12 protein-coding genes are annotated in these 13205 nt (G+C 39.3%); 11 read left to right on the top strand and 1 reads right to left on the bottom strand.

Features of this window, described 5'->3' with window-relative positions; all coding sequences use genetic code 11:
• Window positions 1–43 precede the first annotated feature (43 nt).
• Genes msbA through ACMZOO_RS01800 form a run of 5 tightly spaced genes read left to right on the top strand, consistent with a single transcriptional unit; the run spans window position 44 to window position 4057 of the window.
• Complete coding sequence (gene msbA / locus ACMZOO_RS01820) at window positions 44–1798, top strand: lipid A export permease/ATP-binding protein MsbA (RefSeq protein WP_440905045.1); 1755 nt, start codon at window positions 44–46, stop codon at window positions 1796–1798.
• Window positions 1795–2790 carry a tetraacyldisaccharide 4'-kinase gene (gene lpxK / locus ACMZOO_RS01815; RefSeq protein WP_440905043.1) on the top strand — a complete coding sequence of 332 codons (996 nt, stop codon included), beginning with the start codon at window positions 1795–1797 and terminating at the stop codon, window positions 2788–2790. The genes msbA and lpxK overlap by 4 nt, the downstream gene beginning before the upstream one ends.
• Window positions 2780–2968 (top strand): Trm112 family protein, encoded by a 189-nt coding sequence (locus ACMZOO_RS01810; protein ID WP_016954880.1) that lies wholly within the window; start codon window positions 2780–2782, stop codon window positions 2966–2968. Before lpxK ends, ACMZOO_RS01810 begins: the two co-directional genes overlap by 11 nt.
• Complete coding sequence (gene kdsB, locus ACMZOO_RS01805; protein WP_440905041.1) at window positions 2965–3753, top strand: 3-deoxy-manno-octulosonate cytidylyltransferase; 789 nt, start codon at window positions 2965–2967, stop codon at window positions 3751–3753. Before ACMZOO_RS01810 ends, kdsB begins: the two co-directional genes overlap by 4 nt.
• A 4-nt stretch (window positions 3754–3757) precedes the next feature.
• Window positions 3758–4057, top strand: a complete 300-nt coding sequence (locus ACMZOO_RS01800) for a DUF1244 domain-containing protein (protein WP_016954882.1) — start codon at window positions 3758–3760, stop codon at window positions 4055–4057.
• A 100-nt stretch (window positions 4058–4157) separates the two neighbouring features.
• Here the strand turns inward: ACMZOO_RS01800 and ACMZOO_RS01795 are convergent, their stop codons facing one another.
• Window positions 4158–6632 carry a DUF4861 family protein gene (locus ACMZOO_RS01795; RefSeq protein WP_440905040.1) on the bottom strand — a complete coding sequence of 825 codons (2475 nt, stop codon included), beginning with the start codon at window positions 6630–6632 and terminating at the stop codon, window positions 4158–4160.
• Between the two features lie 319 nt (window positions 6633–6951).
• On the opposite strand from ACMZOO_RS01795, the gene kduD reads away from it, so the two are divergent.
• The 6 genes from kduD to ACMZOO_RS01765 all read left to right on the top strand — a co-directional run bounded on the left by kduD (window position 6952) and on the right by ACMZOO_RS01765 (window position 13118).
• The gene (gene kduD / locus ACMZOO_RS01790) at window positions 6952–7725 is read left to right on the top strand and encodes a 2-dehydro-3-deoxy-D-gluconate 5-dehydrogenase KduD (RefSeq protein WP_440905039.1); all 774 of its coding nucleotides are present in this window, start codon (window positions 6952–6954) and stop codon (window positions 7723–7725) included.
• Between the two features lie 18 nt (window positions 7726–7743).
• Window positions 7744–8586 (top strand): 5-dehydro-4-deoxy-D-glucuronate isomerase, encoded by an 843-nt coding sequence (kduI, locus tag ACMZOO_RS01785; RefSeq protein ID WP_440905037.1) that lies wholly within the window; start codon window positions 7744–7746, stop codon window positions 8584–8586.
• Window positions 8587–8595: 9 nt separating this feature from the next.
• Window positions 8596–9636: a TRAP transporter substrate-binding protein gene (locus tag ACMZOO_RS01780; RefSeq protein WP_440905036.1), complete on the top strand. Its 1041-nt coding sequence runs from the start codon at window positions 8596–8598 to the stop codon at window positions 9634–9636.
• The gene (locus ACMZOO_RS01775) at window positions 9633–10124 is read left to right on the top strand and encodes a TRAP transporter small permease (protein WP_440905035.1); all 492 of its coding nucleotides are present in this window, start codon (window positions 9633–9635) and stop codon (window positions 10122–10124) included. Before ACMZOO_RS01780 ends, ACMZOO_RS01775 begins: the two co-directional genes overlap by 4 nt.
• A 2-nt stretch (window positions 10125–10126) precedes the next feature.
• A complete protein-coding gene (locus ACMZOO_RS01770) occupies window positions 10127–11425 on the top strand; it encodes a TRAP transporter large permease (RefSeq protein ID WP_440906324.1) in 1299 nt (432 codons plus the stop codon).
• Between the two features lie 238 nt (window positions 11426–11663).
• Window positions 11664–13118 (top strand): glycoside hydrolase family 28 protein, encoded by a 1455-nt coding sequence (locus tag ACMZOO_RS01765; protein WP_440905034.1) that lies wholly within the window; start codon window positions 11664–11666, stop codon window positions 13116–13118.
• The last annotated feature ends 87 nt before the right edge of the window (window positions 13119–13205 follow it).

Raw genomic sequence — 13205 nt, 5'->3', positions numbered from 1 at the left:
CTGCGATTAGAATAGCCGCACTTGACTATCTAAATGATTGAATATGCATCCTGTTTCTCCCACACAATCAAAAGCTTTGTTTAGGCGCTTATTAACTTATACAACTCAATATCGAACCGGATTAACTTTTGCCATTATCGGCATGTTGTTGTATGCAGGCATAGATGCTTTTTTCTTTTCGCAAATTCAAACTTTTATCGATGAAGGTTTAACCCAGAAAAACTACGATTTGTTATTTACTATGGGCTTGGCCATTCCTATCGTTTTTATAGCGCGTGGTATTGCTAATTTCCTCGCAACTTATAGCTTAAGTTGGGTTGGCACTAATGTTGTTTGTGCATTACGCCAAGAGGTGTTCAATCATTTAATGAAAGTACCAGTGAGTTTTCACGATCAAACCTCAACTGGTGATTTAATCGCAAAAATAACTTTTGATATTGAACAAATTCAAAATGCTTCAAGTAAAGCTTTAATGACCTTAGTCCGTGAAGGTGCATTTGTATTAGGTTTGTTGGTGGTCATGTTTTATTTAAGCTGGCAATTGTCACTTGTGTTTATGTTAATCGGCCCAGTTGTTGGTGTGATTGTTAGTTATGTGAGTAAAAGATTTCGCACCGTCAGCCGCCGCATTCAAAAAGCAATGGGTAATGTCACTACCTCTTCTGAACAAATGTTAAACGGCCATAAAGTTGTGGTTATGAGCGGCGCGCAACAATTAGAAGCCGACAAGTTTTCCAATATTAATAATCAAACCCGTCAGCAACAAATGAAGTTGGTCAGCACTAAAGCCATTAGTGTTTCTGTTATCCAAGTAATTGCATCCTTAGCTTTGGCATCAGTGTTATTAATTGCCAGTGATCCTGAGTTTTTAAGCACCTTAACCACAGGTACTTTTACCACAGTATTAACTTGTATGATGACCTTGTTACGACCGCTTAAATTATTAACGACAGTCAATGCTGATTTTCAACGGGGTATCGCTGCATGTGGCAGTGTGTTTGCTTTGTTAGATGAAGCTGTTGAAAAAGACGAAGGTAAAACCGAATTAAAACGTGTTGATGGCCACATTCAACTTAAAGATGTTAATTTTACTTATGCGGGCAAACAAGACCCGGCATTAAGTCAAATTAATTTAGATATAGCCGCAGGCTCAACTGTTGCGTTAGTTGGTAAGTCGGGCAGTGGTAAATCGACTATTACCAGCTTATTAACGCGCTTTTATGATTTTGAACAAGGGCAAGTATTAATTGACGGTCAATCAATCAAAGACGTCACATTGGCATCTTTGCGTGCGCAGTTTGCTTTGGTGTCGCAGCACGTTATTTTATTTAACGATACCATTGCCAACAATATTGCTTATGGTATTGAAGGGGAAGTCAGCCGAGCGCAAATTGAAGCCGCAGCAGAAGCTGCCTATGTGACAGATTTTGTTAAAGATTTACCACAAGGGTTAGACACACATATCGGCGAAAACGGTATGAGTTTATCTGGTGGGCAAAGGCAAAGAATTACTATCGCAAGAGCTATCTTGCGCAACGCACCCATATTAATTTTAGATGAAGCAACTTCAGCGTTAGACACTGAATCTGAACGCAGAATTCAACAAGCAATTGAGGAGTTGAGTGTCAATAAAACTGTGATTGTGGTTGCGCATAGATTATCCACCATTGAAAAAGCAGACAATATTGTTGTGCTCAATCAAGGACAAATTGTTGAGCAGGGCACGCACACAACTTTATTAGAGCAGCAAGGTATTTATCGCCAAATTTATGATTTGCAATTTGCTGGTGGCGCGTGAATTGGATTGAACGCGGCTGGTACAAACAGCACAAAGGCACCTACTTACTTTTGCCATTAACGCTGATTTTTTGGTTATTGTCTGCGCTACGCCGATGTTTATTTAAGCTAGGGATAAAGAAGTCTTACCGCTGTAGCAAACCTGTCATCGTAGTTGGTAATATTACCGTGGGTGGCACTGGCAAAACGCCATTTGTAATTTGGTTGGTTGAATATTTGCAGCAGCAGGGGCTTAAGCCAGCAGTTATTTCGCGTGGTTATGGCGGGCAAATAAAACAAGGTGCTCATTTAATAACAGTAGAAGATAGTGCCGAATTAGTTGGTGATGAAACAAGGTTAATTGCCAATCGCACTAGCGTGCCTGTGGTGGTTGGGGCAAATCGAGCAGATTGTTGCAACTTACTTGAACAACAGGCTGATGTCGACATTATCATTTCAGACGATGGATTGCAGCATTATGCTCTGCAGCGGGATCTTGAAATAATTTTGCTTGATGGCAATAGACTATTAGGTAATGGTTTCTTGTTACCAACAGGGCCTTTGCGAGAAGGTGCTTGGCGACTTAACAGTAGTACTTTGGTGATTACCAATGGTCGGGTGTCTAATCCTTTCACCACAGATTATTTTGTGGTTGAGCCTCAAGGATTAAAAGCGGTTAATCCGAAATATAACAATAGCGTTTTTTCTATTGATACCGCTTATCATGCGGTATGTGCAATTGGTAATCCACAGCGCTTTTATGACTCACTTGCACAAGAAAGTATACAAATACTTGAATATCATCACTTTCTCGACCATCATAAATTTAATTCGGCTGATTTCGACCAATTAAAAGATCAGCCGGTGATAATGACAGAAAAAGACGCGGTTAAATGCCAAAATTTCGCTAAAGACAATTGGTGTTATTTACCTATAGGCATTCAACCTAACCAAAACTTCGTTGAAGAATTAACAGCTAAACTTAAACAAACTCGGAAAAACTATGGCATTTGATACAAAATTGCTCGATATCCTTGCTTGTCCAATTTGTAAAAGTGGCTTGCATTACAAAAAGGATTTAACTGAATTATGGTGCAAAGCTGACAGATTGGCCTATCCTATACGTAATGATATCCCTGTGTTGATGGAGCCCGAAGCTCGCGCACTAACATTGGATGAGGTTCAATCATGAGTTATACCATAGTCATTCCAGCTCGATATGCATCTACACGTTTTCCAGGTAAACCTTTAGTCGATATGGCGGGTAAAACCATGTTGCAACGTGTTTATAAACAATGCAAAAAAACTAAAGCCAGTAAAATTGTGATAGCAACAGACGACGAGCGCATATTTGCAGCAGCACAAAGTTTTGGTGCTGAAGTGGTTATGACTAGCAATGGTCATGAATCAGGTACTGCGCGTATTGGTGAAGTTATTCAATTATTAGGTTTAAAAGAATCTGATGTGATTGTAAATGTGCAAGGTGACGAGCCATTTATTCCTCCAGCAATTGTTGACCAAGTTGCGAATAATATGGCTTTATACACTGAAGCTGATATGGCGACTTTGGCTGTACCAATTGAAGACAAAGAAGAATTGTTTAACCCAAATGCGGTTAAAGTGGTGATGGATAAAAACGGTTATGCGCTGTATTTTAGCCGTGCAGCCATACCTTACGATCGTGATCGTTTTGCAAAAGCTGACGCCAGTGATGATATTGCACGCCATTATTACCGCCACATTGGCATTTATGCCTACAGAGCTGAGTTTGTTCGCCAGTACTTAAACTGGGAAGCAAGCCCGCTAGAAGAGCTTGAGTCGTTAGAGCAATTGCGTGTGTTATGGCATGGTGAAAAAATTCATGTTGGTGTTGCAACTGAAACGCCACCTGCAGGTATAGATACACCAGAAGATCTTGAGCGTGCGCTCGAATACATTAAAAATAAGAAAAAACAAAAAGAGAAAGAAAAGGCTTAAAACCATGGATAAATCTAAACAAGATCAAATTGAAGCGGCAACTTTCCGTCGTTTATTATCCCATTTAGACAATAATAAAGATGTGCAAAATATCGACCTGATGATTTTGGCAAATTTCTGCCGTAACTGTTTAGCTAAATGGTACAGTGCTGAAGCAGAAAAGCTCGGTGAATCGGTTGATTATGAAGCCGCACGCGAAGTTGTTTATGGTATGCCTTATTCTGAATGGAAAGACAAACATCAACTACCAGCAACGCCAGAACAAATGGCGGCTTTCGAAGCAAAACAAGCTGCTAAAAAATAACTAAAATTTACAATCAAGTTTAAATAAAAAAGCCACTTTAACTAAATTGTTAAAGTGGCTTTTTTGTTAGAGGGAAACTGTTTATTCCAGTTTAGCTAAATTACTTGTCCAATAGTGTCGCGATTTGCGCACTTGCCATAATGAAAGGGCCAGTACCTTTAGGATCGTCAGCTAACACTGGCTCATCCATATAGTAGTTGTAGCTACCATCACGACCAAAACCTAAACCAGCCACAAAACACATGTTGGTTAAACTCACGCTTCCGTCTGGATGTGGCTCAACAAATACATCTAACATGCCTTGATACGCTTTGATTGCGTTTGCTTTGTATTTTTTCGGTAAATAACCTTGGTTAACTGCTTTAGCTAAGAAATAGGTGTACATAGCCGTTGCTGATGATTCTTTATAGTTGCCAATTTCATTTGGTTTGTTTGGTATTTGATACCAAGTACCAGAAGCTTCATCTTGGTATTTAACTAAATCTGCAGCGAATTCTTCGATTATGTGTAATAACTTTTTACGGTTTTCTTTATCATCAGCAGGTAAAAAGTCTAGAACATCTACACTTGCCATAGCTAACCAACCCATACCACGTGCCCAAAACTCTTGCGATAAACCAGTTTCTGGGTTTGCCCAATAAATTGATTTAGACTCGTCCCAACCATGGAAATACAAACCTGAGTTTGGATCACGCAAGTATTCACGACTTACTTCAAATTCATGGATAACTTCATCAAATGATGCACCATCTTCAAATAAAGCTGAGTATTGTGCTAAGAAAGGCATACCCATATAAACTCCATCTAACCATAATTGATGTGGGTAGATTTTTTTATGCCAGAAAGCACCATTTGAAGTTTTTGGATGATCTTTTAATTGATCGCGTAAATGGCCGGCTGCGATACGGTATTTTTCTTCACCTGTTTGTTCGTATAAACGCAAAATCATTTTACCTGAGTTGATTTTGTCGATATTAAAATCTGACTTCTTATAAGTGATGATTTTGCCATCTTCTGCGATAAATGAACCAACAATAGTTTGTGCAGCTTGGCGATATCTAGGATCTAGAGTTGCTTGATATAAATCATCAAACGACATAGCTAATAAACCTGTTGTATAGGTATATTTAGAAGGGCGGTGACGCATTTTATCGTATCCACCGTTTACATAGTCGTAGGCTTTACGACGCAACTCTGAATCTGCTAAGCGTTTTGCTACGTCTAATGCACGAGCACTAGTTAGTGGCATAGCGTTTTCTTTTGCAGCTAAAGCTGTAGTTTTGTTTACGCGAATGGTACGAGTTAAACGTTCGCTGGTTTGTTTTAAGTAAGTTTCAAAATCAGCAAGTGAGGTCACACCGTTAGGCTCTTTGTCCCAAGCTGCTGCAAAATAATAACTTAAATCTTTGCTGTTACTTTTGCTAACAATCACATAGTTGTTTTTGTCTTGGGTGATTTCTTTGATGTTCATTTTTTTGATGAACAATGCCATGCCTAAATTGTCATTATTTAAACTTTGTTGGCCGTAAGAGGCAAAATAAACCCAAGCTGTACCTTGAATGTCGGTTTCGCCTTGGATCCATTGTGTGCCTTTATGTTTAACCAAGCCAATCGCAAGATCATCAACTTTTTCTGTAGTCGATAAATCAACTTTAACTAGGCGGCTGCCAGCAGTCATGGCCATTTTGGCAGTTAAATCAACTTTTTGATCCTTTACCTGCCAGCCTTTGTAGTTGATTTGAATAGATGAATAAATTGGACCATTATCGACAATTTGGGCTTGCCAGTTATCTACTTTAGATACACGTTCAACTTCACTGCCGTTCCAATAACCGTAACCACCCATACCTAAAGATTTACCTACTTTAAGTATGTCCATGCCCCAATCTTGCATTTCATGGTAGCTCTTGTAGCCGTCTAAACCGACTTTGTGCAGTGATATTTCATCTTTAGTTTTACCAAAAATATCAAAGCCGTTACGCCAATCTAAATAGATGCGGTAGCCAACTTGATCTGACTCAATACCAATGCCTTCGTAGCGGATATATTCGCCGTGATCTGTATATTGTTCAGGTACAACTAACTTGGTAACGTTTTTAAATTCGCCGCCTATGTATTTAGAGCCATCCCATTTACCGCCAACTTTATGGGCTAAATCACCTTGGGTACGCTTTTCAAAATTAGCCGGTTGACTGGCTTTTTTGATGATTAAGTCATGACTTTGACCAACAGCAAATTGATTTAAGATAGCCAAATGGTCAACTTCGCCGTTTTGGTCCATGTCAATTGCTTGGCTTGGCACCAACTGATTGTTCTGATTGTAAACAGCTAAATTTTTCGCCAATGGCACTCTTGAATCAATCCCTAGAGCAGGGAAGCTGAAATAGGTAATCTCATCGTTTCGTGCAAATTTTGATGGATTTCTCAACGTCATTTTTGCGACATAATCTAAATTATCTGTTGCAGTGGTCGCAGCTTTAGTCGCTGAACTCTGCGTATTACCACAACTTACTAGCCCTGTGGACATTGCAGTTACTGCAGATAATAACCACATGTTACGAAATTTATTTCCCATGGTTTCACCTAAATGTTAATCAAATTGATCTTTGTTAGTGTTTTTGAAGCTAACTAAAGCTTCTCAAGTAATTACGATACTTGGTTGCATATACTATAGTGCTAATTTACAATAAATGCTACCGGTGGCATTTATTTTATTTTAACATTGTGTTATCTATTTAAAAAAGATAACATCAAAAATGATGCTTCTAGTTTACAAAATACGGTTAGCATAAAGAAAATAACCAATTAGTGACCTAATATTAGTAATTAAAACAGTTTAGTGTGTCTTTGGTATTTATGCTACCGGTGGTAATAATTGATTGGAGAGTGTGCAAATGAGCAACAGTGATATTTCAGCGTTTGATTTAACTGGCAAAACTGCGCTAGTAACCGGCGCAAGTAGGGGATTAGGCCAAGCCATAGCTATTTCTTTGGCAAAAGCAGGTGCAAAAGTCGTGTGTAGTGCATCAAGCGTAAATGGCTGTGAGCAAACCGTAGAAAAAATTCGTCAGTTAGGTGGAGAGGCTATTTCTGTTGCTGCTGATTTAAATGATGCAGATTCAGTTACTGCTATGGCAGAACAAGCAATTGCGTGGCAAGGTCAGATAGATGTGTTGGTTAATAATGGCGGGACGATAGCACGTTACCCAGCAGATGAGTTTCCGCAAGACGAGTGGTTAAAAGTTATCAACGTTAACTTAAATTCAGCATTCTTGTTAAGCCAAAAAATTGGCAAACAAATGATTGAACGCAAACAAGGCAAAATTATCAACATTGCTTCAATGCTTTCGTATACGGGTGGTATTACAGTCCCTGCATATACCGCTAGTAAACATGGTATTGCTGGTGTGACCAAAGCATTGGCCAACGAATGGGCACAACATAATGTGCAAGTAAATGCGATTGCGCCGGGTTATTTTAGAACTGATAACACTCAAGCTTTACAAGATAACGCTGAGAGAAATGCTGAAATTCAAAAACGTATTCCAGCTGGTCAGTGGGGCGAACCAGAACAATTAGGTGGTGCTGCGGTCTTTTTAGCATCGAGTGCGAGTGATTATGTAAACGGTCATATTTTGGCTGTTGATGGCGGCTGGTTAGCCCGCTAATTACGCTTGGAGATAAATATGACAACTGAATATACAAATCGTTACGCAATTGGTCGAGAAGAGGTTAAAACCTTTACCACAGAAAAGCTTAGAGAGTCTTTTTTAATCGATAACATAATGGCAGAAGACAAAATTGTTTTTGTGTATACCCATTACGACCGTTACATGGTTGGTTCTGCTGTACCTAAGTCGCAAGCATTAAAACTAGAAACAATAGATGCGCTAAAAGCTGAACACTTTTTAGATCGCCGTGAAGTGGGTGTGATCAACGTAGGTGGTACAGGTCAAATTACCGTTGATGGCAATGTGTATAAGCTAGAAAACAAAGAAGCTTTATACATAGGTAAAGGCGCAAAAGACGTTATTTTTGAAAGTGATAGTTCAGATACGCCTGCTTTGTTCTACATCAACTCTGCTCCTGCACACCAGGCTTTCCCAAATAAAAAAGTAGGTATGGAAGATGCGAATATTTTGCATATGGGTAGTAAAGAAACCTGTAACGAACGCAAAATCCATCAGCTATTAATCAACGGTATAGTTGAAACTTGCCAATTACAAATGGGTGTGACTTGCCTGCAAGTTGGTAGTGTTTGGAACACTATGCCAGCTCATCAACACGACCGCCGTATGGAAGCTTATTTCTACTTTGATTTACCAGCAGATCAAGCTGTTTGTCACTTTATGGGGGAACCTAAAGAAACTCGCCATATATGGGTTCACAATCATCAAGCGGTTGTTTCACCACCTTGGTCTATTCACTCTGGTGCTGGTACTTCAAACTATGCGTTTGTTTGGGGCATGGCAGGCGAAAACCTAGCATACGATGACATGGACAAATACGGTCCGTCTGAACTGCGATAGAGGTATATTATGCGTTATTTTTCAATTATTAAATCAGCCATGTTGCTTAGCTTGTTGTTTTTAACAACAAGCTGTAAACAGCAAGATGATGTGGTTGTGCTGCGTATGGGCCATACATTAGATATGGAGCATAGTGTGCACAAAGCTATGGTGCATATGGCTGACAAATTACGTGAATATTCTAATGGCACTATGGAAATTAAAATTTATCCAAATGCGCAATTAGGTACTGAACGTGAAATGGTTGAGCTGCTACAAATTGGTAGCTTGGCGATGACCAAAGTATCTGCTGCTGCGATTGAAGGTTTTGTGCCAGATATGAAAGTTTATAGCGTGCCTTATTTATTCCAAAGCCGTGAGCATAGATGGAACGTACTACAAGGTCCAGTTGGCCAGCAATTGTTAGATTCAACCCGTAAAGCACGTTTTGTTGGGTTAGGTTACTACGATTCGGGTAGCCGTAGTTTTTACATGACCAAAACTAAAGTGGAGCAACCAAAAGATTTATCTGGCCAGAAAATACGTGTAATGGAAAGCCAAATGGCGGTTAAGATGATCGACGCATTTGGTGGTGCAGCAACCCCTATTTCATTTGGTGAACTCTATGCAGCCTTGCAACAAGGTGTTGTTGATGGCGCTGAAAACAATCCACCGTCTTTTTACTTATCACGTCACTATGAAATTTGTAAGTACTATGTGCTAAACGAACATACGTCTATTCCGGATGTAATTTTAGGCAGTGCACATATTTACGATGGCTTAAATGAAGAGCAACAAGGCTGGTTAAAACAAGCGATTGAAGACTCAATTGAGCTACAAAAACAATTATGGCTAGCGGGTGAACAACAAGCGTTAGCTGAAGTTGAAAAAGCTGGTGTTCAAGTTATTTATCCAGACAAAACACCTTTCTTACAGGCTGTTAAACCTTTCCATAAGAGCTTTGATGGCACATTAATTGGTGACTACTTAGCTGATATTTCTAAGCTTGCAGAAACGCAATCAAATCTTGATAGCACAAGTTCTATCCAACAAGCGAAGGTGCAACCATGAAAGCAGTATTAGACGTTGTAGAAAAAGTTTTAGGGTATTTGCTAACTGGCTTGGTTGCATTAATTGTAGCTGGTGTTTGTTGGCAAGTAATCTCTCGTTATATTTTACAAGCACCTAGCTCGGTAACCGAAGAGTTAGCGCGATTTTTATTAATCTGGATTGGTTTGTTTGGTGCGGCTTACGCATATAAACAAGATTCACATCTGGGCCTAGATATTTTAACCAACCGCATGACAGGTTGTCGTAAGTTTGTAGCAACTCTGTTTGCACATTTATGTGTATTAACTTTCTCGGTTGTTGTTATGTGTATTGGTGGCATTGAATTGGTCGATATGACGCTAGATCCAGTACAAACGTCGGCCGCATTAGAAGTTCAAATGGGCTACATATATTCAGCTGTACCTTTATCTGGTTTTTTAATCAGCCTATTTGCAATAGAAAAAATTATCAATTGCAAACAAACTCAAGTTTGTGAGCAAGGGGAATAATGATGGAATTTTCAGGTTTATTGTTACTCGCAGTATTCTTCTTTTTGTTAGCGCTGAATGTACCAATTTCATTCAGTATTGGTTTAGCTACCTTAGTGACTATGCTGTACAGCATAGATTTTATTCCCGCCGCAACAACAATTGCGCAGCGGTTAGCCGGTGGTATTAATAGTTTTGCACTATTGGCTATTCCTTTCTTCGTATTGTCAGGCCTGATTATGGGGCAGGGTGGTATTGCAAGGCGGCTAATTGAATGTGCTATGGCATTAATAGGTATGTTACCGGGTGGCTTAGCTTTAGTTAACGTAATGTCTTGTACTTTATTTGGTGCGATTTCAGGCTCAGCGGTTGCAGCAACCAGTGCGATTGGTAGTTTTATGATCCCACAAATGGAAAAAAAGGGGTACGATAAAAACTTCGCTGCGGCATTAACTGGCGCTGCGGCAACCACTGGTATGTTGATTCCGCCAAGTAATATCTTAATTATTTATGCGATTGCCAGTGGTGGGGTTTCAATTGCAGCATTATTCGTAGCTGGTTATTTACCGGGTATTATGGTTGCCTTAGCTTTGATGTTGGTTTGTGCGGGTTACGCAAAAATTAAAGGTTATCCTACCGAAGACCGTTTGCCTCTGAAGATTGTCGCGGAAAAAGTTCTAGCTGCTGTACCAAGTTTATTACTTATCTTTATCGTTATCGGCGGTATTATCGCTGGTGTGTTTACCGCAACTGAAGCGGGGGCAATCGCGGTAATTTACTCTTTGGTTCTGAGTGTATTCTTTTATCGTGAAGTTGCGATGAAACAACTTCCGGGTATTTTACTTAAATCAGCTGAAACCACTGCTATTGTCATGTTGTTAATTGGTGCATCTTCTGCGATGTCGTGGATATTGTCTTATGAGAATATTCCTCAAACCATAAGTGAGTTTTTACTCCAGTTAAGCAACAACCCATTTTTAATTCTATTAATCATCAACTTAACCCTAATTGTGGTTGGTGCATTTATGGATATGACACCTGCGGTACTGATTTTTACTCCAATATTTTTACCAGTAGCAACTGAGCTAGGTATGTCGCCGCTGCACTTCGGTATTATGATTGTACTTAACTTATCAATTGGTTTATGTTCACCGCCGGTCGGCTCTGTACTCTTTGTCAGCTGTGCTGTAGCCAAAACATCTATAGAGAAAATAATTAGGCCACTTATGCCTTTGTATATCGCTATGTTTATCGTATTAATGTTAGTGACTTACATTCCAGGTATCAGTGAGTGGTTACCTAAATTCTTCGGTTTACTCTAACCGATATTGCTCTACATAATTTAACGCTTGGTTCTGGATCTGTTCAGCCAAGCGTTTTTTACGTCTGAAATTTATTACAAATCCGATTTGAGTTAATTTAACTTTTTGTCTATAAATATTTAACTATAAGTTGACCAATTGCCACCGGTGGCATATAGTATCTATATAGTTTGAGTAAATTGAAACGCAACAATTATTCTTGAGTATCTTCAAGTAACTAATAAAAACTGGGGTGAATATGACGGACTTTAGTAAACGTAAAACATTAAAAGCTATGGGTATAGCTTCTGCGGGTGCTGTGACTTTTGCTGGTTCAAGTCTTACTGGTTGTAGCCAAGTTGCCGATATGGTTCCTGTTAGCAGTTCAGAGCAAGCTGATAAGTGGACGCGTGAAGTTAAACGTATTAAAAGCAAAATTAATTTGCCAGTTATTCCTAATCAAGATTTTGTCATTACTGATTTTGGTGCAAAAGCAGATGCTAATTTTGTCAACACTGCTGCAATCGCAAAAACCATTGCTGCAGCAAGTAAAGCTGGTGGTGGTCGTGTTGTTGTGCCTGCTGGTACCTTTAGAACAGGCCCGGTTCATTTAGAATCCAACATCAACTTACATGTGAGCAAAGGTGCAACCCTAGCATTTATTCCTGAGCCTGAATTATACAAACCATATGTATTTACCCGTTGGGAAGGTACTGAGTTGATTGGTTATTCACCGCTTATTTATGCTTTCAAAAAGAAAAATGTAGCCATCACTGGTGACGGTATTTTAGAAGGTGGCGGTAGTAACGACACTTGGTGGCCGTGGAAAGGTAAGTGGAAAAAATCTGATTGGGAAATCAATGAGGTTGAGAATCAAAAACATACGCGTGATGCAGTACAAAAAATGGCAGAAGATAATGTGCCTGTGGAGCAGCGTGTATTTGAAAATAACTACTTACGCCCACCTTTCATTCAACCGTATTTGTGTGAAAACGTATTAATCGAAGGTGTTACTGTTCGTAATTCTCCATTCTGGTTGTTGAACCCAGTGTTATGTACCAGTGTGACAATTCGCAAAGTACATTGCGACAGTTATGGTCCTAACTCTGATGGTTGTGATCCTGAATCTTGTAACTATGTGTTAATTGAAGATTGTATCTTCGACACTGGTGATGACTGTATCGCAATTAAATCAGGTCGCAATGCTGATGGTCGTCGTGTTGCTATGCCATGTCAAAATATCGTTATTGAAAACTGTCAGATGAAAGCTGGTCATGGTGGTGTGGTAATTGGTAGCGAAATTTCTGGTGGTGTACGTAATTTATACGCTCAAAACTGCCAAATGAGTAGTCCTGATCTTGCGCGTGGTATTCGTATTAAAACCAATTCAATCCGTGGTGGTTTGTTAGAAAACTTAAACTATCGCAATATTGAAATTGGTCATGTTAAAGATGCTGTTGTGGTTAACTTCTACTATGAAGAAGGTGACGCTGGTAACTTTATTCCAGTATTAAAAGATATTCATATCGATAACCTTAAAGTAGAAAAAGCAAAACGCGCGTTTGTTGTTAGAGGGTATCCACATACACCAATTTCTGGCATTAGTTTAACTAACATTGATATCAAAGAAGTAACTAATGACAGTGTAATTGAAAATGTTAAAGGTTTAATTCAGTCAAATATTATGGTGAATGGCAAACCATTCACTATTTAATTGGCTGACTCGTTTTTTGTCGTTCCATGTGTGTGTTGTCCAGTGTGTTTAGCTGCGCAAGCGGCTAGCGCACTGCTTTTTTTGACC

The organism is Catenovulum sp. SX2 (assembly GCF_052056295.1).
Lineage (GTDB): Bacteria > Pseudomonadota > Gammaproteobacteria > Enterobacterales > Alteromonadaceae > Catenovulum.
Note: the sequence above shows the minus strand (reverse complement) of the source record. Positions and strands in the feature narration are given on the sequence as shown.

Coding starts and splice junctions, on each gene's coding strand:
- ACMZOO_RS01775 (WP_440905035.1), top strand. CDS start 9,633: ATGAAAGCAGTATTAGACGTTGTAGAAAAAGTTTTAGGGTATTTGCTA.
- kduI (WP_440905037.1), top strand. CDS start 7,744: ATGACAACTGAATATACAAATCGTTACGCAATTGGTCGAGAAGAGGTT.
- ACMZOO_RS01795 (WP_440905040.1), bottom strand. CDS start 6,632: ATGGGAAATAAATTTCGTAACATGTGGTTATTATCTGCAGTAACTGCA.
- msbA (WP_440905045.1), top strand. CDS start 44: ATGCATCCTGTTTCTCCCACACAATCAAAAGCTTTGTTTAGGCGCTTA.
- ACMZOO_RS01765 (WP_440905034.1), top strand. CDS start 11,664: ATGACGGACTTTAGTAAACGTAAAACATTAAAAGCTATGGGTATAGCT.
- kduD (WP_440905039.1), top strand. CDS start 6,952: ATGAGCAACAGTGATATTTCAGCGTTTGATTTAACTGGCAAAACTGCG.
- ACMZOO_RS01810 (WP_016954880.1), top strand. CDS start 2,780: ATGGCATTTGATACAAAATTGCTCGATATCCTTGCTTGTCCAATTTGT.
- ACMZOO_RS01770 (WP_440906324.1), top strand. CDS start 10,127: ATGGAATTTTCAGGTTTATTGTTACTCGCAGTATTCTTCTTTTTGTTA.
- ACMZOO_RS01780 (WP_440905036.1), top strand. CDS start 8,596: ATGCGTTATTTTTCAATTATTAAATCAGCCATGTTGCTTAGCTTGTTG.
- ACMZOO_RS01800 (WP_016954882.1), top strand. CDS start 3,758: ATGGATAAATCTAAACAAGATCAAATTGAAGCGGCAACTTTCCGTCGT.
- kdsB (WP_440905041.1), top strand. CDS start 2,965: ATGAGTTATACCATAGTCATTCCAGCTCGATATGCATCTACACGTTTT.